The sequence below is a fragment of the Paenibacillus chondroitinus NBRC 15376 genome (assembly GCF_004000765.1).
In the GTDB taxonomy this organism is placed as follows: domain Bacteria; phylum Bacillota; class Bacilli; order Paenibacillales; family NBRC-103111; genus Paenibacillus_E; species Paenibacillus_E chondroitinus.
Window position 1 is genome coordinate 37,797 of the sequence record NZ_BILW01000012.1, and the last position, 20,304, is coordinate 58,100.

18 protein-coding genes are annotated in these 20,304 nt (G+C 45.4%); 3 read left to right on the forward strand and 15 right to left on the reverse strand.

Annotated features, from left to right (window positions below; translation table 11 throughout):
* Positions 1-13 precede the first annotated feature (13 nt).
* Together PCH02S_RS15390 and PCH02S_RS15395 are read right to left on the reverse strand one after the other, a co-directional pair.
* A complete protein-coding gene (locus PCH02S_RS15390; RefSeq protein WP_127454474.1) occupies positions 14-1,033 on the reverse strand; it encodes a Gfo/Idh/MocA family protein in 1,020 nt (339 codons plus the stop codon).
* A gap of 3 nt (positions 1,034-1,036) precedes the next feature.
* Positions 1,037-1,879: a sugar phosphate isomerase/epimerase family protein gene (locus tag PCH02S_RS15395; protein ID WP_127454476.1), complete on the reverse strand. Its 843-nt coding sequence runs from the start codon at positions 1,877-1,879 to the stop codon at positions 1,037-1,039.
* 154 nt (positions 1,880-2,033) lie between these two features.
* Here PCH02S_RS15395 and PCH02S_RS15400 point away from each other — a divergent pair, with 154 nt between their 5' ends.
* On the forward strand, positions 2,034-2,939 hold the full coding sequence (locus PCH02S_RS15400) for an AraC family transcriptional regulator (RefSeq protein ID WP_127454478.1): 906 nt from the start codon (positions 2,034-2,036) through the stop codon (positions 2,937-2,939).
* A 285-nt stretch (positions 2,940-3,224) separates the two neighbouring features.
* Here the strand turns inward: PCH02S_RS15400 and PCH02S_RS15405 are convergent, their stop codons facing one another.
* The 9 genes from PCH02S_RS15405 to PCH02S_RS15445 all read right to left on the reverse strand — a co-directional run bounded on the left by PCH02S_RS15405 (position 3,225) and on the right by PCH02S_RS15445 (position 13,913).
* Positions 3,225-4,940 (reverse strand): hypothetical protein, encoded by a 1,716-nt coding sequence (locus tag PCH02S_RS15405; RefSeq protein WP_127454479.1) that lies wholly within the window; start codon positions 4,938-4,940, stop codon positions 3,225-3,227.
* 37 nt (positions 4,941-4,977) lie between these two features.
* Positions 4,978-6,276, reverse strand: a complete 1,299-nt coding sequence (locus PCH02S_RS15410) for an efflux RND transporter periplasmic adaptor subunit (protein WP_127454481.1) — start codon at positions 6,274-6,276, stop codon at positions 4,978-4,980.
* A 12-nt stretch (positions 6,277-6,288) separates the two neighbouring features.
* The gene (locus tag PCH02S_RS15415; RefSeq protein ID WP_127454483.1) at positions 6,289-9,402 is read right to left on the reverse strand and encodes an efflux RND transporter permease subunit; all 3,114 of its coding nucleotides are present in this window, start codon (positions 9,400-9,402) and stop codon (positions 6,289-6,291) included.
* 111 nt (positions 9,403-9,513) lie between these two features.
* The gene (locus PCH02S_RS15420; RefSeq protein WP_127454485.1) at positions 9,514-10,908 is read right to left on the reverse strand and encodes a HAMP domain-containing sensor histidine kinase; all 1,395 of its coding nucleotides are present in this window, start codon (positions 10,906-10,908) and stop codon (positions 9,514-9,516) included.
* Positions 10,905-11,582, reverse strand: coding sequence for a response regulator (locus PCH02S_RS15425; RefSeq protein ID WP_127454487.1), 678 nt, complete (start codon positions 11,580-11,582; stop codon positions 10,905-10,907). The genes PCH02S_RS15420 and PCH02S_RS15425 overlap by 4 nt, the downstream gene beginning before the upstream one ends.
* A 35-nt stretch (positions 11,583-11,617) precedes the next feature.
* Entirely contained in the window at positions 11,618-12,325 is a 708-nt protein-coding gene (queC, locus tag PCH02S_RS15430; protein WP_407670081.1) for a 7-cyano-7-deazaguanine synthase QueC, read from the reverse strand.
* 89 nt (positions 12,326-12,414) lie between these two features.
* Positions 12,415-13,095: a 7-carboxy-7-deazaguanine synthase QueE gene (locus PCH02S_RS15435; protein WP_127454490.1), complete on the reverse strand. Its 681-nt coding sequence runs from the start codon at positions 13,093-13,095 to the stop codon at positions 12,415-12,417.
* On the reverse strand, positions 13,095-13,568 hold the full coding sequence (queD, locus tag PCH02S_RS15440) for a 6-carboxytetrahydropterin synthase QueD (RefSeq protein ID WP_127454492.1): 474 nt from the start codon (positions 13,566-13,568) through the stop codon (positions 13,095-13,097). The genes PCH02S_RS15435 and queD overlap by 1 nt, the downstream gene beginning before the upstream one ends.
* A gap of 63 nt (positions 13,569-13,631) precedes the next feature.
* Positions 13,632-13,913 (reverse strand): hypothetical protein, encoded by a 282-nt coding sequence (locus PCH02S_RS15445; protein WP_246069106.1) that lies wholly within the window; start codon positions 13,911-13,913, stop codon positions 13,632-13,634.
* A gap of 175 nt (positions 13,914-14,088) precedes the next feature.
* On the opposite strand from PCH02S_RS15445, the gene PCH02S_RS15450 reads away from it, so the two are divergent.
* Entirely contained in the window at positions 14,089-14,718 is a 630-nt protein-coding gene (locus PCH02S_RS15450; protein WP_127454496.1) for a nitroreductase family protein, read from the forward strand.
* Between the two features lie 68 nt (positions 14,719-14,786).
* On the opposite strand, the gene PCH02S_RS15455 is transcribed toward PCH02S_RS15450, so the two are convergent.
* Positions 14,787-15,863, reverse strand: a complete 1,077-nt coding sequence (locus tag PCH02S_RS15455; RefSeq protein WP_246069107.1) for a hypothetical protein — start codon at positions 15,861-15,863, stop codon at positions 14,787-14,789.
* Between the two features lie 159 nt (positions 15,864-16,022).
* Here PCH02S_RS15455 and PCH02S_RS15460 point away from each other — a divergent pair, with 159 nt between their 5' ends.
* Complete coding sequence (locus tag PCH02S_RS15460) at positions 16,023-16,106, forward strand: hypothetical protein (protein WP_127454711.1); 84 nt, start codon at positions 16,023-16,025, stop codon at positions 16,104-16,106.
* 57 nt (positions 16,107-16,163) lie between these two features.
* Here PCH02S_RS15460 and PCH02S_RS15465 read toward each other — a convergent pair whose 3' ends face one another.
* From PCH02S_RS15465 to PCH02S_RS15475, 3 genes are all read right to left on the reverse strand, one after another.
* On the reverse strand, positions 16,164-17,591 hold the full coding sequence (locus PCH02S_RS15465; RefSeq protein ID WP_127454500.1) for a tetratricopeptide repeat-containing glycosyltransferase family 2 protein: 1,428 nt from the start codon (positions 17,589-17,591) through the stop codon (positions 16,164-16,166).
* Between the two features lie 11 nt (positions 17,592-17,602).
* Positions 17,603-19,309, reverse strand: coding sequence for a hypothetical protein (locus PCH02S_RS15470; protein WP_127454502.1), 1,707 nt, complete (start codon positions 19,307-19,309; stop codon positions 17,603-17,605).
* Between the two features lie 115 nt (positions 19,310-19,424).
* Positions 19,425-20,225: a Cof-type HAD-IIB family hydrolase gene (locus PCH02S_RS15475; protein WP_127454504.1), complete on the reverse strand. Its 801-nt coding sequence runs from the start codon at positions 20,223-20,225 to the stop codon at positions 19,425-19,427.
* Between the last annotated feature and the right edge of the window lie 79 nt (positions 20,226-20,304).

Below are 20,304 nucleotides of genomic sequence, written 5' to 3' on the forward strand. Positions count from 1 at the left end.
CTATGTTTCGAAGCTATTTTACACGAACCCATGCACCGCGATTATCCGCCGATTCAATTTCAGCTTCTGCAATGACAATGCTGTCCATCGTGCTGAAAGGTGTAGCTGTTGCTACGTTTTGTCCGGAAATCAAAGTCTCAACGAAATATTTGAGTTCCTGGTAGTAGCCCATTTCCGCAGAAATTTCAGGTTTGAAGCCAGGACCGTCGTTCACGTTCACTTTAAGTCCCTCTGCGTTGAAAATGATGTTACCTTTTTCGAAATTAACGCGGAACTGCATATCAAAGCCATAATCCCCTTGCAGCGTCCAGTCCGCTTGCGCATTGATGACCTTGCCGTCTTCGTACAAATAATTGGTTGAAACAACATCATACCCGCTGCCCGGCACGACGTTACGAGCCAAGGTGGAGACGGATTCCGGCTTACCGAACAACCAATTAATCATATCGATGTCATGCACGTGCATGTCGAGAAGAGCCCCGCCGCTTTTCGCATTCTGCAGCAGCCATGGTCCCCAAGTCGGCGTTCCGCCGCCGCGGTAGAAGTACCCAGCGAGAACCTTGCCATACGTTTCGTTCGCAACGGCTTGCTTCAAATACTCGTAGGCCGGCCAGAAGCGCAGGCATTGACCGATCATCAGCTGTTTCCCGTTTTGCTCGGCAGCTTCAATCATGTCTTTGCACTCTTCGGCATTCAGCGCCATCGGCTTTTCACATAGAACGTGTAGGCCTTTATTCAAACATTGAATGGAAATCTCTCGATGCAAAAACGTTGGCAGTGTCATATCTACACAGTCCAGCTGCTCTTTTTCAAGCATATCAGCAACGCTTGTATACTTATTGTAAACACTGAAGTCAATGCCGGAAGAACCTGTATCGATGTTCCCACCGGACGCATTCCCTTCCAGCTTTTCGATATCAATATCGCATAAAGCCACGACTTTAATTGGAACCCCTTCGGCTTCGAGGCGAATGTAATTTTCCAAATGTGTTCTCCCCATAAAACCTAACCCGATTAATCCGATTTTCAACATGGCTTATTTCCTCCCCAGAATTGCGTCCATAGCACCTGATGTATTATAAATGATTTGCTGGCCGTGATGCGTATAGCCAGGAATCATCTCAGCGATCACATAATCTTCGTAGCCAATTGATTGCAGCGCCTTCACGACTTCCGGATAGTTCACATCGCCTGCAAGTAAATCAACAAATCCATGCAAGCCTCCCGCGGCGCGGCGATAATCTTTGAAATGAACTTTTTTGATACGCTTGTTTAAAATTGTAACCCAGTGCTCCGGGTAACCGGCATATAGAACATTCCCTACATCGAAATAGGAACCAACATATGGCGAATTGATTTTATCAATGAAATCTCTCATTTCCAAAGGTGACAACAAGAATTTATTCCAAACATTTTCAATGCCGATGGATACATTCAGAGATTCCGCAACCGCAGACAACTCACTGAACCCTTCCAGTGCATGATCGTAGGCTTGATCATATGGCACCACTTCAGAGTCCGGAATGAAATCTACGCCAACCGCACCAGGCACAACCAATATCGTGTCTACGCCTAAAATCGCTGCGCTTTCCAGCTGCTTTTTGATAATATCCTTCGCTTTTTGACGCGTCCCGGCATGTCCACTCGTTATAGGGTACGTCCAATATAAACCGCTGGCTAAGCTCGTTAATTCAATGCCTTTATCGTCAGCCATCTTGCGGTATTCTTTGATTTCGCTTTCATTGCTTTCAAGACTGAGCTCGCCTGTTTCGTTCAAAGCCAATTCGATACCGTCAAACCCGGCATCCTTCGCGACTGCTATACATTCCTCCACCTTCATGGAGCCTGGAAAAGACCAAATATTTATCCCTTTTTTCATCGTTATCGCCTCCGTCTCTTACCTTTATTATAAAAGACGCGGGCCGGATAAGATTTATCCAAAAAGCCGATTTATTTGCACTTTTGCCAAAACGAATATGATAAAATAAGGCTGGGTCCTATCACCACAACGACGCTAAGAAAGGACGGACAGCATGGAATTCCCACGCATACAGCTTCAAGAATCACTAACCATTCAAAATCTCATTTCCTTTCACTATTTTGAGTATGCAAAGGGATATGTGTTTGACGGCGAACAACACGACTTTTGGGAAATTCTATATGTCGACAAAGGTGAGGTCGAGGTTCGGGCCGATGATCACATCCACACGCTTCAGCAAGGGCATATGATTTTTCATAAACCGGAAGAATTCCATACCGTTAGCGTAAAACATGAGCATAAACCGCCTAATCTTATCGTCATTTCCTTCGAATGCGCGTCGGAAGCGATGTCTGATTTTGAAAATAAAATTTTACCGCTGGGCGACCGCGAAAGAAATATGTTATCCCTCATCATCCAAGAGGGGTTCCAAGCTTTTCTGCCTCCCTTTGATCAGCCTTCCGTACATCATCTGGAACGGAATCCGGGAGCCCCTTTTGCCAGCGAGCAGTTGATCAAAACGTATTTGGAAGCGCTGCTTATCACGCTGATTCGCAATCAAAAATCGGCTGCTTCAACGATAGATCCAGCCACCAGGATTAAGCAGTCCTCGCTGCAAAAAGAAAAAGCCGAACAACGGATCGTTCAACAAATTCTCGCCTATTTAAAAGAAAATCTGTCGCAATCTTTCACCCAAGATCAGTTATGCCAGACGTTTCATTTGGGCAAAAGCCGATTGAAGGAGCTTTTCCAGTCACAAATGCAGACCGGCGTCTTAGAAGCGTTCAAATCGCTGAAAATCGAACAAGCCAAAACCTATATCAGAGAAGGCCGGTACAATTTCACGGAAATTGCCGCGATGCTCGGGTATGCCAGCATTCATTATTTTTCCAGAGACTTTAAGAAAACAGTGGGGATGTCACCCTCGGATTATGCGAAATCGGTGAAGGCGCGTGTTTAATTTGCTCTCATTATAAAAAGAAATCACAGGGCTCATTGCATTGGACGAATTCCAATGAACACTGTGATTTGAAGGCTCAATTTACAATTTTAGTGGATGAAATCCAATGAGATTGATAAATCGCGGCGCTAATGAGCTGAATATGGCGGCTCTATTGGATTTCGTCCAATGAACTGAACAATTTAGATGCGTTATTGGTGTTTTCATTGGATATCATCCAACATGGCCACCTGCGCTTATCAAAAAAAAGCACCCATTAACCTGGGTGCTTTTTTACAATCCATTTTATTTAATAACTTTCAACAAACGTTTTGCTGTACCATTAGCCGTTTCAATGGTTTCATACACATTCACAGTGAATGGATAGCTGAATTGATCCGTTGTAATATTCGAAGCATCCAACGTCTGTACGCCGCTAATCAATTTATTGTCGCCATTGAAAGCCGCATCTTTGGAGCCAATGACGCGACCTGCGTTATCGACGATTTCGAATCTCAATTTGGAGAAGTTATTGTCTACGACGACATTCTCTTTTTGCTCGATACCCAGATCAAGACGTACTTTGTACGTGTAAGTCAATTGAGGTGTCGTTACCGAGTTAACTGTCACATCATTGAATTTAAGATCAAATGGATACAAGGAAATCGTTGAGTCTGTATCTTCCTGCTGCAAATCCGTTTGCAGTGCTGCAATTGTTGTTGTGTATGGTGAAGCTGCAACAGAATCAAGCAACTTCAAGGAGAAGCTTGTTCCTGTTTCCGATTGCGGAACGATGTAAGAGTAGCTTACGACGTAGCTGAGACCCGGGTTCATCATTTGCGTCACATTGGCTTGGCGAGCTCCTTGGTACGTTAAACCTTGTGTGCTCACCAATTCCGATGCGAATGCTGGCAACGCGATTGGCGTTGTGCTCGTGTTCGTTAGTTTGAACTTGGCTACGGCAGTTTTATAACCCTCGCCTGGGTTTTCATGCAGGTGAAGCTCCATCAAAGACACTTGTGTCGATTTATCGACCACTTTCGTCAAGGCATCGAACGCGATCGGTTGACCGATCGTATAAGGAACTGCTGTTGAAGTCCCTTGCTCTTTCGGCCATACAATAGCCAATTTACCTGTCGCTAATGTCGCCGCATCAGTTCCACCTTTCGGAACATAGTTATCTGTTGACAAGACAACCAAGTCAGACAAGGTCACGCCATTTTCAACCGGGATGGCAAAATGAATATATTTTTGCTCGCCGGCTTCCAAAGTGACTGGCTCTACTTCCGCGCGTTTTCCTTCGTAGTTCTTCGTTTCAGACTGCGCATCCATACGGAATGCTGGCACTGTTTCGCGGCCTGTGCCAGGGTTGCTAGCAAGAACAGTAACGACAGCTACACGGCCTGCGGTTGTATTTTGCATGGAAGCTTCGATTGCTGTATAGGTTAATCCGGAATTAACGCCTGGGATCGAGAACGATTGGCCCCAAGCAACGTTGGAGAGACTTTGCAACGCCGCACTTCCCGTTGCACCATACCATACGGAAGTGGTTGGCATAGCAAGCAGCGTTGTTTCCACTTTCGGGTATGAGTAAACGTCAACGTTGACGAAGGATAACTGATCAATTGTGCCGATCTCCTTCGTATCAACGGCTGTCATATAAACAAGCTCGCCGATTTCTTTCGGCTGTAAGGACTCTTTATTGGTTCCGCTTGGTTTCAGCGTATAGGACACGCCGCTAGAAGTCTGCACGCGAAGCTCATGCTCTGGCACCCGGTTCTGTGTCACGCCTCCATTGTATAGGCGAACAGTGACAGCAAGCTGTGAACCGGTAGCCGTTGGCGTCACGGCTACACTTTTCACGGCTGCGCGGATGTCACTTGTCAGTCCATAATTGACTGAAGGGCTGCTGACTGGCGCTGTTGGCGCAGCATCGGCTGCCCATACGGCGGTGCCGCCTTGCACGATCATAGCGCCAAGCATAATCGCGGTCAGACTGTTTTTCCATGGTCTTTTTTTCATGTGTATACACTCCTCTTTGTGTAGTTTCGCTGCTGGTTTATTTCGCTGCCGGTGTCGCACTCGCAGCTGGGGAAGCACTAGCGCTCTCTACCTTTTGTCCGTCCTTCAAAGTGTTCTGTCCGGAAGTGACTAATTTCTCGCCATCTTTGACGCCATCGATTACTTCTTGGAACTCTCCACTGATACGTCCAAGTTTCACTTTACGTTTCACATATTGATCGCCTTGTTCAACAAAGACAAACGTATCTGATTCTTCACGAATTACGCTTAACGTTGGAATCGCAACAACTTGTTCTTCGGTTTCTGTCGTTAGCTGCACCATGAATCTGCTACCTGGCTGAAGCTGGTGATCACTGTTTGGAACTTCCAACTCAAGCGTGTATGTTTTGGTTGCCGCGCTCATAATCGGAGCTAAATAGCTGATTTTTGCTGTTCCTTTTTTGTCCGGTGTATCTGGATTATAGTAAACCAGCTCTTGTTTCCCTTTTACAAGCTGGTAATTGGTTTCCGTAAGCTCCGTTTTGATTTTAATCGGATCAATTTGCTGTACTTGACCGACCTTACCGGCAGCCGCGGAGATCGTTTGTCCAACGACCACATTGAAGTCCGTTAGTACGCCACTGCCCGGTGCTTTAACTTCATAATTCTCCAGGGAACGAGTCGCATCCTCTAAAGCTAAGCTGGCAGATTCTGCCTGCGTTTGAGCGGAAGAGATCGAATCGGAATTGTCAAAGGCCGACAGCTTGCTTTGCGCTGCTTCCAAGTTCATTTGCGCACTGTCCAAAGCTTGCTTCATTTGGTCCACTTGATGCTGAACCGCCGTTCCTGCATCAAAATCATTACGCATTTTGTTGTAATCTTGCTGTGCGTTAGTCAAAGCGGTTTGTGATCTTGTCACATTGTCCGCCAAATCCTTGCGGTTGTTCACTTTGTTGTCTCGTGCTTGCTGTAAAGATTCTTGCGCACTTTTCAAAGCTAGCTCGCTTTTCCGTTGTGCGGACAAGGCGTCTTTATTATCGATAACAAAGAGAACTTCACCTTTTTCCACGTACTCTCCTCGTTTTTTCACCACGTTCAGCACTTCACCGTTTGCTTTTGAAACAACATCCAGCGTCGTTCCTGCCGCTACATCGGCAACTTGCTCTATAGGATTGCTAATTTTTTGCTTCTTAACAGCCTCGGTTTTAACCGCTTTTGGCGCTAACGAAACCGTTGCAGCCCCTTTAGCTCCTGGCGCGGAACAGGCGGACGCTAAGACCGCAGCTGCGGTCAATAGCGCAATTACGCCCATCGAGCGATATTTAAGTTTACGTTTTCTCGAACTATCGTTAATCATCTATGTGCCTCCTTATACCTCTATCGTACTTGTGGTTGTGTTTTGGTCATTTTTTTTACGATTGAACATACGACCCATTCGGTTCTTAATGCTTTCAATCAACTCGTACACAATAGGTACGACAACTAGCGTTAGAACCGTAGAGGTAATCAGACCACCGATAACGACAACACCAAGTCCTTTACCGATCAGCCCGCCCTCTGCAGAAATACCTAAGGCCAGCGGCACCAAAGCCATAATCGTAGCTCCAGCTGTCATAATAATCGGACGAAGTCTCACTTTCCCTGCTTCAATTAAAGCATGGCGAACCGTGTAGCCTTCATGGCGCAGCTGCTGCGCACGGTCGATTAAGACGATGGCATTCGTGACGACGATACCGATGAGCATGAGGAAACCAATCATAGAAGTAACCGTTAGTGGCTCGTGCGCAATAACGAGTCCGAGCAACCCTCCGATAACCGCAAGCGGTAGAGAGAACAAGATAGCAAATGGTGCACTTGCGTTTCCAAAAGCTAGAACCATGATCAGGTAAACTACGAAAACTGCTGCTCCCATCGCGACAAACAATTGACCGAAGCTCTCATTAACATCGTCGGAAACACCCGTCACTTTCGGTGTTACGCCTTCCGGTAATTCAACATCTTTTAATGCCGCGGTAAGCTTAGCACTTACGCCGGTTTTATTTGCATCATTAATTTTCGCGGATACTTTGACAAGCTGCTGCTGATCTTCACGTGCAAGGGACGCAGCACCCTTCGTTTCGTTAATTTTGGCTACTTCCTTCAATAGAATCGTTGAACCATTTGATCCGGCTAATGGAATGTTGCCCAGCTTTTCAAGCGTGTTTTTATCCGATTTGTCTAACGATACCGTTGTGGTATATGTGATATTATCGAATTTCATATCTCCCAGACTTTGCTTTTGAATCCAGGCGCGTGCTGTATCTCGAACAGATGAGGCGCTTAAGCCATAAGCTCTTACTTTATTCTGATCCACAGCAATCTCTATTTCTGTTTTGGCATCACTTAAATTATCTTCAATCTCAGAAAGCTCAGGGAAAGTTTGCAGTTTGTCTTTAACCATTTTAGCTGCTTTCTCCAATTGAAGTTGGTCATCGCCTTGCAGCGTATAGGCAAAGTCCGTCGATGAAACGCCGAAGTCACCTTCCATCGATTTTGGCTCAACTTCAGAGCCGGCTGGCAATTCAGAGAGAATATAAGCCTTCATTTCATCTTTTACTTGATTGCCATCTACTTTGTCATTTACTTGTACGAAAATTTGTGACGCATACGGTGTACGCTCATCGTCATTGCCGGCATAACCGACTAAGGATTCTACAAATTTGAAAACTGGCTCACCATTTGAGTCTTTCGTATCTAATAAGACTTTTTCGATTTCCTTTGTTTTTGCATCAGTTGCTTCAAAAGAAGTTGAATATGGCAATTTCAGTTGGAAATACATCGTCGTCGCGGCGCTTGATTCAGGCAAGAAGGCCACGGACAAGAATGGAATCGTACTAGCCATTGTCACAACGAGCATCAGCGCTGAGATAAGCAGCGTTTTGATTCTGTTTTTCAAACTCCAAGTCAATACTTTCTCATAGAACGTTGTTAACTTCGTTGGTGCCGACTCATCATGATGCACTTTGCTTGGTTTACTGCGAAGCACAAGCAGTTTAGCCAGCATCGGAATAACCGTTAAAGCAACTATCAAGGAAGAAAGCAACGCACAAGCAATTGTTAAGGCAAATGGTCTAAAGAATCCGCCGACAACGCCCGTAACCAAAGCGAGTGGTGCGAATACCCCAACCGTTGCAAGTGTCGAGGACGTAATGGCCATTGAAACTTGTTTCGTTGCTAGAGCAATAACGGACTCATTACGCTCCTGTGCTTTCTGCAAGGAGGCATATATATTTTCAATAACGACAATCGAGTCATCCACGACCCGGCCTACGGCAATAAAAATACCGCCGAGCGTCATCGTATTGAGCGTTAAACCTAGGGTAGACATTAATAGTAAAGTAATCAAAATGGAAAGTGGAATCGAAACCAGAACAATAAGCGTCATCCGAACATTACGAAGGAAAATCAGAATCATTAAGGATGCCAGAATAGCCCCTACGATACCTTCACGAATTAGTCCTGCAATGGATTCGTTAATTTGGTCTGCGCTATCGTACGTATTCTTGAAAGTAACGTTAGGCAAAGTTGTTTTCCATTCATTAATTTGTTTCTGAATTTCATCGGAGAAATCAACCGCGTTCGCACTGCCTGCTTTGTACAAAATCATCCCAATTGCCGGCTTGCTATCCAGTCGACCAATGAAATCAGATTCCGTAATCGCTTTGACATTTGCAACCTGATCCAGCGTTACGATATCACCTTTTGGCGTTGTAATTTCGAGCTGCTCCAAATCGTACAAGCTGGTCAAGTTGCCCGTTACACGCGTCATCTTGTCATTGCCGCTGATTTCTACACTGCCAATCGGACTTTTCGTCGCAGCAGCATTAATCGCATTCGACACCATGCCTGGCGATAGACCATAGACATCAAGCGCGGCGGCATCAAGCTCAATATCCAGCGAGGTGTCTCTGGCGCCGATTACGTCCATATGGTCAATCCCTTTAATTCCTTCAAGAGCTGGCTTGATTTTATCTTTAAAAGATTTATCAAGCTCCGTTTGGCTGATTCCATTATCCGCATAAGCAACTAAGTAGTTGGAAGGGAAGGAAGCCGCGCCAAAAGTTGAAGCTTTCGGTGTTCCAGCCGTAGCCGGAAGAGAAACTTCAGCAAGCATATCCTGTACAGCTTGCTTCTTCTTATCTGTGTCTACATTCTGTTTGAACATCAAAATAATCATGGAAAAGTTATCACTTGATGTCGACGTCATCGAATCCAAATCTTCGATATTGGCCAACTTCTTCTCAATGGGTGATGTAATTTCATCCATGACATCCTTTGGTGCACCTGTATACGTAGTCGTTACAGCAACTACCGGAAAAGAAACGTTCGGCATGTTCTCTACTTTAAGCTGCGATGAAGAATACAAGCCGCCTACAAAAAGCATGATCATGATAATGAATAATGCCGAAACATTTTTCATGGAAAAGTACGTGAGTCGATTCATTCCTTTACTCCCCTCATCTAATGATTGTTTCTATAAGATACATTTCAAATATGAACCCAATATGAACAAACGCCAAAAAAGCCTGGAAATAAACTTTCCAAGCTTCAGTGTTCATGATTTCTTCAAGGTATAGGTTAAAATTGGCAAAGTGACTAAAAATTGAGTCCCTTTTCCTTCTTCGCTCCGAACTTCAATCGTGCCTTGGTGGAGGTCGATAATTTTTCTTACAATGGCAAGCCCGAGCCCGCTTCCCGTATCGCGCTGCCTAGCTTGATCTACTTTATAGAACCTCTCGAAAATCCGTCCTTGATCTTCCTCCGAAATCCCGATTCCATTGTCCTGAACCCAGATCTGAACACGATCTCTTAAAGGGACAAGTTTGACAAAAATATGCCCGCCCACAGGTGTAAATTTGACCGCATTCCCGATCAAGTTCATCCAAACCTGGTTCAATTGATCGGCATCCGCCGAAATTTTCACGCGCGGCAATGACAAGTCCATATCAAGCTGTTTCTCTGACCATAATGGCTCATAGAAAACAACAATTCTTCGCAGCTGTTCATCCAAGTCAAACGTCGTCGGGTTAAACGGGTGATGCTCGGATTCGAGCGAAGCCAATTTCAGCAAATTATCACTGAGCCGAGATAACCGATCGCTTTCCCGTTCAATGATTTCCAGATAACGCAGACGCTCTGACTCATCGATTTCGGACCCACGCAATGCTTTAGAGAAGCCGCGGATCGACGTAAGCGGAGTTTGAAACTCATGCGATACATTCGAAACAAAATCCTGCCGCATCTGCTCAAGCTGCTTCAGCTCGCCAGCCATATGATTGAAGCTGTCAGCCAGCTGTCCCAGCTCGTCCTTCTGTTTTACAGCAACGTGCACGTTGAAATTCCCACGAGCAAGCCTCTGCGTAGCAACTGTCAATTTCTTCAGCGGATTAACCAGGTATCGCGAAGCAACGAGAATGAGCAGGCTGCCTACGACAAGCACAATAACAAGAACCGTAATGATCGCTGTCTGTACTTGACGACGGGTCGTTTCAGATAAATTCGGATGAATGAAGAGAGCATATGTCTTGCCACCGAGCACAAGAGGAATGCCAACTTTCATCTCCCCAATCGGATCTTTGATCAAACCGTAATCCAAGCTTTTGAATACGCTGCCGTTCAAAACATAAGCGACTTCCGAGGCGCTGATACGGGGAACTCCTTTTTTATTTAAAGAAACTGCTGTCATCGGATGGCCCTGTTCATTGAAAAGCGTGAAAATATAATTTTCATTAAACCGATTGCTCTCCGTCACGAACGTATCCAACTGCCTCACTTGCATATCTTCGCTAAGCTTAACGATCTGACTGCCTATGGTGAGCATTTCATCCTGAAATTCGCTCGTTATCAAACTTCTGAAAAATAACGTTGCGAGCGGAAAAGCCACAGACACACTCACGACTACAACGGCCAAGAAAGTCAGCACCACACGGAGGTAGAGCGACTTGATCATGCTTTCACCTCAAGTCTATACCCCAATCCTCGGATCGTGGAAATCCGAAACTCTTCGGTCAGCGGCTCGAACCGCTCCCGCAGCCTTTTGACATGCACATCAATCGTTCGATCATCGCCTTCGTAATCGATCCCCCAGATCTGTTCAATCAATTGGGTTCGCGTGAAAATTTGCGCCGGATAGCTGGCCAGCTTATAAAGCAATTCAAATTCTTTCAAAGGGAGGGACAGTCGTTGATCTGGCAAACGAACTTCAAAGGCCGTTCGGTCAATGACGACATTGCCGACCGAGATGGTCTGCGAAGCGTTAATGCGATAGCGTTTCAGCAACGCTTTGACCCGCATCACCAGTTCCAAAGGGTCAAAAGGTTTCACGAGGTAATCGTCCGTGCCAAGCTGGAACCCTTTCACCTTATGTACGGACTCGCTTTTGGCCGTTACCATGAGCAGAGGCAAGTCTTCGTATCGCGCCCTGAGCTCGCGGCATAATTCCCAACCGTCCATCAGGGGCATCATAATATCCAGGACGACCAAATCCGCCGGGGTCGTTTCGAGCAAGCTGAGTGCTTCAACGCCATTGCTCGCCTGCGTCACCGTCAAACCTTCTCCAACCAAATAGACACGTATCAGTTCCCTGATGTCCGCATCATCATCCACCACCATGATTCTGGTCACGAATCGCCCTGCCTTTCATTCAGCTTTTGAACTACTTACAGATACGGAATCGGATCTTTCGAGCCTGCTTCTTCAAAGCCCTTCAAACGCAGACGGCAGCTGTCGCAAACGCCGCAGGCCTCAGCTTTTCCGTTATAGCAAGAAGTCGTCAGCTCGTAGGGAACTCCGATTTTCAATCCTTCCTCGATGATTTTCGCTTTCGTCCAATCAATCAGAGGCGTTTCAATCGTGATGCCTTTCCCTTCCACACCAACTTTCGTTGCCAGGGCTATGACTTCTTCCACCTTATGAATAAATTCCGGACGGCAATCCGGGTAACCGCTGTAATCGAGGGCATTCACACCGATGTAGATCGCCACGGAGCCTGTTACTTCCGCATAAGACGTTGCGATGGAGAGAAAGAGCAAATTACGTCCAGGCACGTAAGTCACCGGGATTTCGGATTCCTCCGCTTCTCCATTCATCACGTTCGGCACATCAATGGTATCGTCCGTTAAGGCGCTGCCGCCAAAATCACGCAGGAAATCAAGCTTAATGATTTTGTGGCGCTGGCTCACGCCATAATGCTCCGCGACTTGCTTCGCATTTTCAATTTCAATTTTGTGGCGCTGTCCATAGTCAAAAGAAATCGGATACAGGTCGTATCCCGCCTCTTTGGCAATTCCCATGCAAGTGGTACTGTCCAGGCCTCCGCTCAGAATAACAACGGCTCTTTTGTTCTTATCGCTGTTCGTGCTCATCATGACACCTCATTTTTTCTTATTGTCGCAAGGATAAACGACTTCGTCGTCCTTTTATCTACTGAAAAAGGGATACCACGGCTGGCACGCGGCTAAACGCCGCGCATCGCCGGATCCCAAATAATCTTGTGCAGCTGCATATTCAGCTTAACTTTGGAAAGTCCCGCTTCCAGCATATGCTGGACGAGTTTGTGCGGCGGCATCGTCTCCCACACCGGGCTGAACATCGGCAGCGCCTTCGTCGGATACTTCTCCAGCACGTCCACCGCGGTGCGGAAGTCGTGCTCGCTGCCGATCACGAACTTCAGCTCATCCTGCTCGCGCAGCAAGCCGAAGTTGCTGACAATCATCTGCTCCATCTCACCGGAGTCAGGGAGCTTAAAGTCCATAATGTATCGCACCTTCGGAGAGGCGACACGCTCTACAAACATCGCAAGATCGATCGCGCCGTTCGTCTCGATGTGCAGGTCGTCGACCTGCTCCAGCTCGGCGAGCGCTTCGATCAATGCGAGCGACTTCTCGCCGTACAGGAGCGGCTCGCCGCCGGTGAGGCAAATATGCCGGGAGCGGAACGAAGTGACCTTGCTGACAATTTCAGCAATGGTCATGACGTTCTCCGCTTCCGCGGGCGGGTAGCTGTACTTGGTGTCACACCACGTGCAGCGCAGGTTGCAACCAAAAAGACGGACGAAGACCGTTGGGAACCCGGCACGGGTCCCTTCGCCTTCAACCGTCTCGAAGATCTCGACCATCGGAATGCGGATATCTCGCATTACTCTTCCTCCTCCATCATCGAGCGAGTGATGGCCGCGTAGGAGGTCGGCGTCTCCCACAGCCGGATTTCTTCCAGCTTAATGGCTGGGTACAGCTTTTCATCCAGAAGCGCCTGGTGAATCTCCTCATACATCCAAACAACCATATTTTCAGCCGTTGTATTCATAGGGGGCAGCACTTCATTCAAATATTTATGATCCAAGCGATCAATGACGCGTTCTTTTGCAATACGTTTAATATCCCCAAAATCTATTGCGATCCCCCGGCTATCCACCTTACCGCGCATAATAACTTGCAGTTTGTAGGTGTGGCCGTGCAGATTTTTACATTTTCCCTCATAACAATGCAAATGATGCGCACTGTCAAACGTAAATTCCTTAGAAATCAAAACGGATTTGTGATGATATTTTAATTGGTTCTCTGTGATGTCACGTCCCAACATTTGCACATCTCTTGGGATTTCAAAGCTCATATCTATCACCTCTTAATTATAAAAAAAACAGTACTCTACATTATATCACGAAGTGAGCACTTCTCACAATCTATCAACATCTGGCGGATTCCGCCTTCGCTTTTGCTTCCAGTCCAAGTGGCCCCTGATTTCCTGCATCCGCTCGTTTTCATCACGCAAATCCGATTCAATCGTTGCCATCAAACATTCGATTTGATCGATAACCGTCTCCGGCAGATCAACCTCTTCCAATGATTTTACAATATAGAGCAGGCATTGCAGTGTTTCTTCCATGAGGCTTTTTTTCTTGCCTGTCAGGACAACTTCCGATAGAAATACAAGGTGGCTCAACTCTTTTTGCGTCATTTTCAAGAGGGACAACCCCTTTCTTTCTTCCATTATCCAACATTTTCCGACATCACGGAAGACCCCTTGACAACTCTAACTATAACATTTAAGATTACAGTAAATTGTTGTTTTCGAGTTACAATTTTAAATATAACTTCTATAATTTTACAATAATTAATTTGGAGGCATTTCAATGAGCACACAAGTACAATCCGCTGTTTTGAAAGTTTTGGAAGACCGTCATTCCGTTAAGCAATATCAAGCAGGGCACCAAATGCCTAAGGCTGATCTTGAGCAGCTTCTTACTTCCACTTCCCAGGCTCCATCTGCATGGAACCTTCAGCACTGGAAGCTGGTTGTTATTGACGATCAAGCTCAAAAAGAAAAATTGCTTCCAATTGCATACGGTCAAAAACAAATCGTAGAAAGCTCCGTAGTTATCGCCGTTCTAGGTGATCTTGAAGCGAACAAAAATGCTGAGCTTGTTTTCGGTCCAGCCGTTGAAGCTGGTCATTTGCCGAAAGAAGTGAAAGACACTCTTGTTGCCCAAATCGAAAATGTTTATCAATACCCGCAAGTTGCTCGTGACGAAGCGATTCGCAATGCTTCCCTTGCCGCTATGCAGCTTATGATTGCTGCTAAAGCAATGGGTTATGACACTTGTCCTATGGGCGGATACGACGCGGCGAAATTCGTTGAAGCATTCAACGTTCCTGCTCGTTACGTACCTGTTATGCTAATCAGTGTTGGTTTGGCGGCTACTCCAGCTCGTCCATCCGGCCGTTTGTCCCTAGATCAAATTACTGTTTCCAACACATTCTAATCCAATAAAAAAAAGGCATGGCTCTCCTAGCAAAATGGGAGTTCATGCCTTTTCTTTTTTCTCCAAGGTCAATGCAATTGATCGGTCTCAAACCAAATTTCATCAATCAATTTATTCCGATACAGCATGGACACATTGAAGGTTTCGTACTCTTTTTCCTTATCCAACTCTTCCAACAACAAGGCCGCAATCAGCTCTCGATCATCGGAATCCCCCGGCTCCCTGAAGTCTATAAAACCGGTCAACTGCCGGGAACTAATATCCACCGTTGCCGTCCCGATCGGCAGACCGCCATACGATTGCTGGTAAATTTCATACGTCAAGGTATCCCCGTCATCCCTGGCCAAAATAATCGTATAATCCTCTGGATTCGGCGGAATTAACGATTCTTCCCTAATGTCATCCACTAGCTCCAATAAATCGATATGAGTTAACTCTACAGTGTCAATCATTTCACCATCAAAAATCATATTGAAAATGAACGTATCCGTTTCATCCTCATCGTAATCGGCTACAACCAATTCCGTCACCGTGTCCATTTCTTCATCAAAAGGATCAAATTGCCAGGTGACTTCCCCGATCACATCTGAACCGTACACATGCGTGATTACTTCAGCAACCAATTCCGATTCTTTATCGTATACATGATATTCTACTCGGTTTCTGTACTCTCCAACATTAACAAGCTCGTACCCCAATTGCTGCCTGCGCTGCTCAATCATGTGCAAACTTTCGGGTCCGTTCGTTCCCTCGATATCATCAAATCTGGTGTCCTCATCGTTCACCCATTCATAATCAGCGTCATCATCATCCAAATAGTAATTAGTTGTTCGGTTATCGTCTTCCTCCATCACTGGTCCAATGGCATGGTCGGTTGCGATCACAAAATCATAATCACTATAGCTGACTACTACTTCGCACTCCGTAATAGACAGTGCATCAATGACATTCTGAATATACGACTGGACAAATTCATATACATTTTCTTTGTCCTCTTGTGCAATGGACTGCCGCTCCAGATGAATCGAGCCTTTAAGTCGATCCGATTCCCTGTAGACTAGCGTTAACGTACCGACAAACTCCCCATTGTACATCATATCGCAGACTTCTCCGCCTGCTGTTTTCAGGTCGGGTCTAAGCATCATATCGGCCACGACTTTCTTCGCCTCCTCTACAGATCTAATATTTCTTCTGTAGATTGTCCCAATATCGTCCAAAATATGAGTATATAGGATAAACGTCTATACACTTCTGCCCTCTGCTTCATATGCTATCCTATAGAGTCAAAAGGGAGGGGTTCTGACATGTCTGCTGGATACAATAGCGTAGGTGCAATCTTGGTTCTTTTCATTTTGCTGGTTATCATCACTAGCGCATTTGTTCTTTAATTTTTGAATAACTAAAAAGGCTGTCCCTTCATCTTCATGAGGGGGGACAGCCTTTTTTTATTCGCTTTGTTGATTTAAACGCTTCCGTTCGGCATCGATGGCCGCGAGTTTCTTGCTTATTAAACCAGCCGTTTGCGGATAATGCTTCAATGTTTGCTTATATATCGCCTTGGCAGCTGATGGTTTTCCAGCTCTTTGCGCGATTTCTGCAAGGGCTAGATCCACCTTCCATTCTCCTATTTCATGTTCGGGCGAAACCATATGACGGAAAGAGTGGAAGGCTTCTCTCGCTCTTCTCATCCCTGCTTCCGCTTCTGTATACAGCTGATCCGCTTGCTTTATACGGATTTGAGCCATCATGTAATGGGCATCCGGGAAGTCGGGATGATGGCTTAAAGCCTTCGCACTGTACATCAGCGCATGTTCCCATTCTTTCCGATGATAACTTATTTCCATCAAATATTTATACACGTCAAGCAGCCTGCCAAAAAGGGGTTGAGCTAATGCTCTGCGTTCCGCCTCAAGAAGCGCTTCTATGGCTTCCGTTTCTTTGCCTGCCCCGAGCAGATCACGTCCTAGATAAAACCAAGCCGCGGGATCATCAGGCTCCTCCTGAACCATCCTATACAGTAACTTCAGGTTCCGTTCGATTTTCTGCTTGTTCTTCATAATCGATGGTTCATATCCATCATGCAGCACTCTTACTTTTACCTTAAACCGTTGTGCTTCGAGATTATAGACGCCGGAATGTGTGCCCACCTGTTCATGAACCCTTCCCCAGTACTTCAGGCCTTTTCCTAAAGGGAATAAACGAGCTTGTGAAAAATTATGATTGATATGATTTTGGATGGAGTTGATTTGCCATAAGCATAATATGGCGGGAATTGCCGTTTGGTGATAAAGACCAGCAGCTTCGCGTATAGCATTCACGTCTTCTTTTACCAAATGCTCATCCGCATCCATCCAAAATACCCAATCCGACTTCATGTGTCGAAGGCCTTCATTTCTCGCGGCGGCAAAATCATCCACCCAAACAAAAGGAATAATCGTGACATTCGGATATTGCGAAGCAAGTTCAGCAGTCCTGTCCGTAGAGCAATCAATCAGAACAATCTCATCAACTGCTCCTTGCAGCGAATCCAAACAACGCTCAATCGTGTTTTCCATGTTGTACGTGATTATTCCAGCAGACACCGTTACTTTTCTTACATGAAGAAGTCCCTCAATATCTACCCTTTCATCTCCAGCAGGGATATCTTTGAGTGCATCTAGTACCGGCACCACCCAAGTTGCTTCAGGATCGAGCAGCCAAGCACGATAAAACGCTTTGGTCGATGCGCTCCCATAACCTTGATGCATGAGAGCTTCCCCAAGATATACCCAGTTTTGCGCCGCTAATGAATTAGCCCGAATGTGCTCTTTGGCTGCGAGCTCCGCTTCTTTGTAATTCTTCTGTTTTAAAAGTTGGCTGACGGATGGTTCCATTTGTTTCACCTTCAATAGGTCGGTCCATAGGAGGTATACGGGATTTTATATACCACTTTACCATTCTCTAAGGTAAGGATAACCGTCGTACTTGTATTTGGAGGCAAATCTTCACCATAAACATATACGCTGCATCCATGTTGAATCGTAAAATGATAATCCGAATTTGTTGAGGAAACTGTCACATCTTCCCCTTTACTCTGCCAATCAAATAATTGGTCTGGATATATAGTATTGTATGCGTTATCTCGGTTCCTCGGAGCAATATTGATTCGGTCTACATAGGTATGATGATTGACTACATCCTTGGCAATGATCGTGAAATTGTTAAATTCGTAATTAACACCATCTGCAGCATGTTCGTCCGCTGTAAAAGACAACTTGTTTCCTTCAGTCAAATCAATTCCATATGTAATCGAAGTGATGGTAGGATTCTCATGATACACGGAATATTGAACAGAAGCTCCCGCTTCTTGCGGAAACATTTGATTTAAGTCAAATTCCAAGGTGCTGTTTTCATATAAAAAGCTCTTGGATAATTCATTTTCATACAGATCGTAATTCTCTTTCACTACAAAACAGATGGATTCTTGCTCGCTATCTGCCTTCATATGTTTAAATTTATAGATGCCGTTAAGCGGTGATAACGTAACATGAGTTCCGTCTATGCTGGGTAAACTACCAAATCCCTCGCTAACATTCATAATTTCCATATCAATATAGGAACTGTTGTCTACGTTATTGAAATAATTGTGCATATCCAAGGTGATAGAAGCACGTTCCTCTATATCAAATCGTTCCGAAGGCCGTACGACAATGGGAACTGTCCCTGAAACAACACCACCCTCGTTGTCATAAACAACTACAGGCAGATACACGGGCTCACTTGTTGCTTGAAGTGGAGTCAGAGTTTGTCCATACTCCGTATTATTGACTCGTATGTACTCGTTTCCTGAAGTTGCGAAAACAACATGTAAATATGAATTCTCATTGAACTCATTCGACTCATCGTCGGGATCTTCGTAAAACTGATGAATATCAAAAGATAGCGGACTTTCACCATAAGAATTAACATCCACATCGACACCAGAAAAAGCCTCAAACGGCGTCACATTCAGTTTTGGCACAGGAATTTGATTCCCAGGTTGACTATATGGATCGTCTTTCTTGATTGTTGGTGAAGCAAGATCGATATGTCCCATCAGTTCTTCAATCTTTGATTTTTCTGAATACTGAGACGGGAAATTCTGTAGCACGGAAACAACATGTTTAATATTAAAATTGGGCCCCGTCCCGCTTCCGGAGCTTGGTACGATAATTACATTAAAAGTGTCGTCGAAAGTCGCTTCACTCTCATAAGGGGTTACTGTTACCGTAAAGGTGGCAAGTCCTGTCGGAGAAGAATTTGCTACTAGCGGGTTCGCGTTTATTTCTAAAATGCCGTAACGCAACAAGCTTTGGTTTACAGTCGCGAGTGTGGAAGTATTATTAATTTGGAACTCCCTGCCCGCATAGTAGAGCGTGTGCAAATTGATATATGTTTTCCCGCCCTCAGGAATAACAATCGTCTGCAGCTTATCGTGGTTTAAAATCGGAATTTCCGTTTCCACATTCGCCGCAGCAGGCACAGCCAAGAATGGCACAGCAATCATCGCCGTACTGGCCATAGCCCCTACCAATTTCTTGCTTCTACTTAAACTCCTCTGTTCTTTCCCCATAATGACACCACCGTCGTCTAGTTTATTTCCCTCATTCTACCATAGCCTGGTAATCGGAAGAACCCCTGAAACGACAAAAATCCCCAAAAATCGAGGATTTTATAGGAAATTTATCTTATAAACAATATTTTACTAGGGCTTTATGCACACCTTCATCATTATTCGATGCGGTTACCGCATCCGCGGCTTCCTTCACCCCGTTCGGTGAATTTTCTACTGCGATACCAAGTCCGGCAAACTCCATCATTTCCAAATCATTATAATAATTGCCAATGGCCATAATTTCGCTCGGATCGATCTCCAAGGAGGCAGCTAAAGCCTTCAACGCATTTCCTTTGTTCGCCTTGGCGCTCATCACATCGATGAATAAATCGCCACTTCGAATCATCCGCAATTGTCCATACAGCTGCTGTTCGTCCCATTCCTGTTGAACACGATCCAGGATCTCCGGGTTACTAAATAGTGTGAATTTCACTATCGGCAAACCTAGCTCAGATACATCCGTTACGAGTTTGGGACTAACCAGAAATTTGGTGTACATCTCTTTTTCGTATTCGCCAATTCGCTCGATGTACATATTGAAAGATGTGCAAACATCGAAATGGATGCCCTCTCTCCTTACGTAATCCAACATGGGGGCAATTTCCGGCAGTGTAAAAGAAAACTCATTCACTAACGATTTCCCTCGTTCGTCTGCGTGAACCGTCGCCGCTCCGTTATGGGTAATCATCGTTCCTTCTAATCCAAGCTGCTGCAGGATAGGCAGCGTGCTGTCAGGAGCTCTTCCTGTACACAAGACGATATGTGCCCCTTGATCATGCACTTCCTGAATCGTTTCAATCGTCTGCTCGGTTAATTCATGATCGTCATTCAAAAGCGTTCCATCAACATCCAATGCAATTAAACGATAGTTCACGGTCTTCTCGCTCCCTTAGTCATAACCTTTTTATCGCTAATTGTATCATAGGACAGCTTGGGATTCACCGTTTCATACA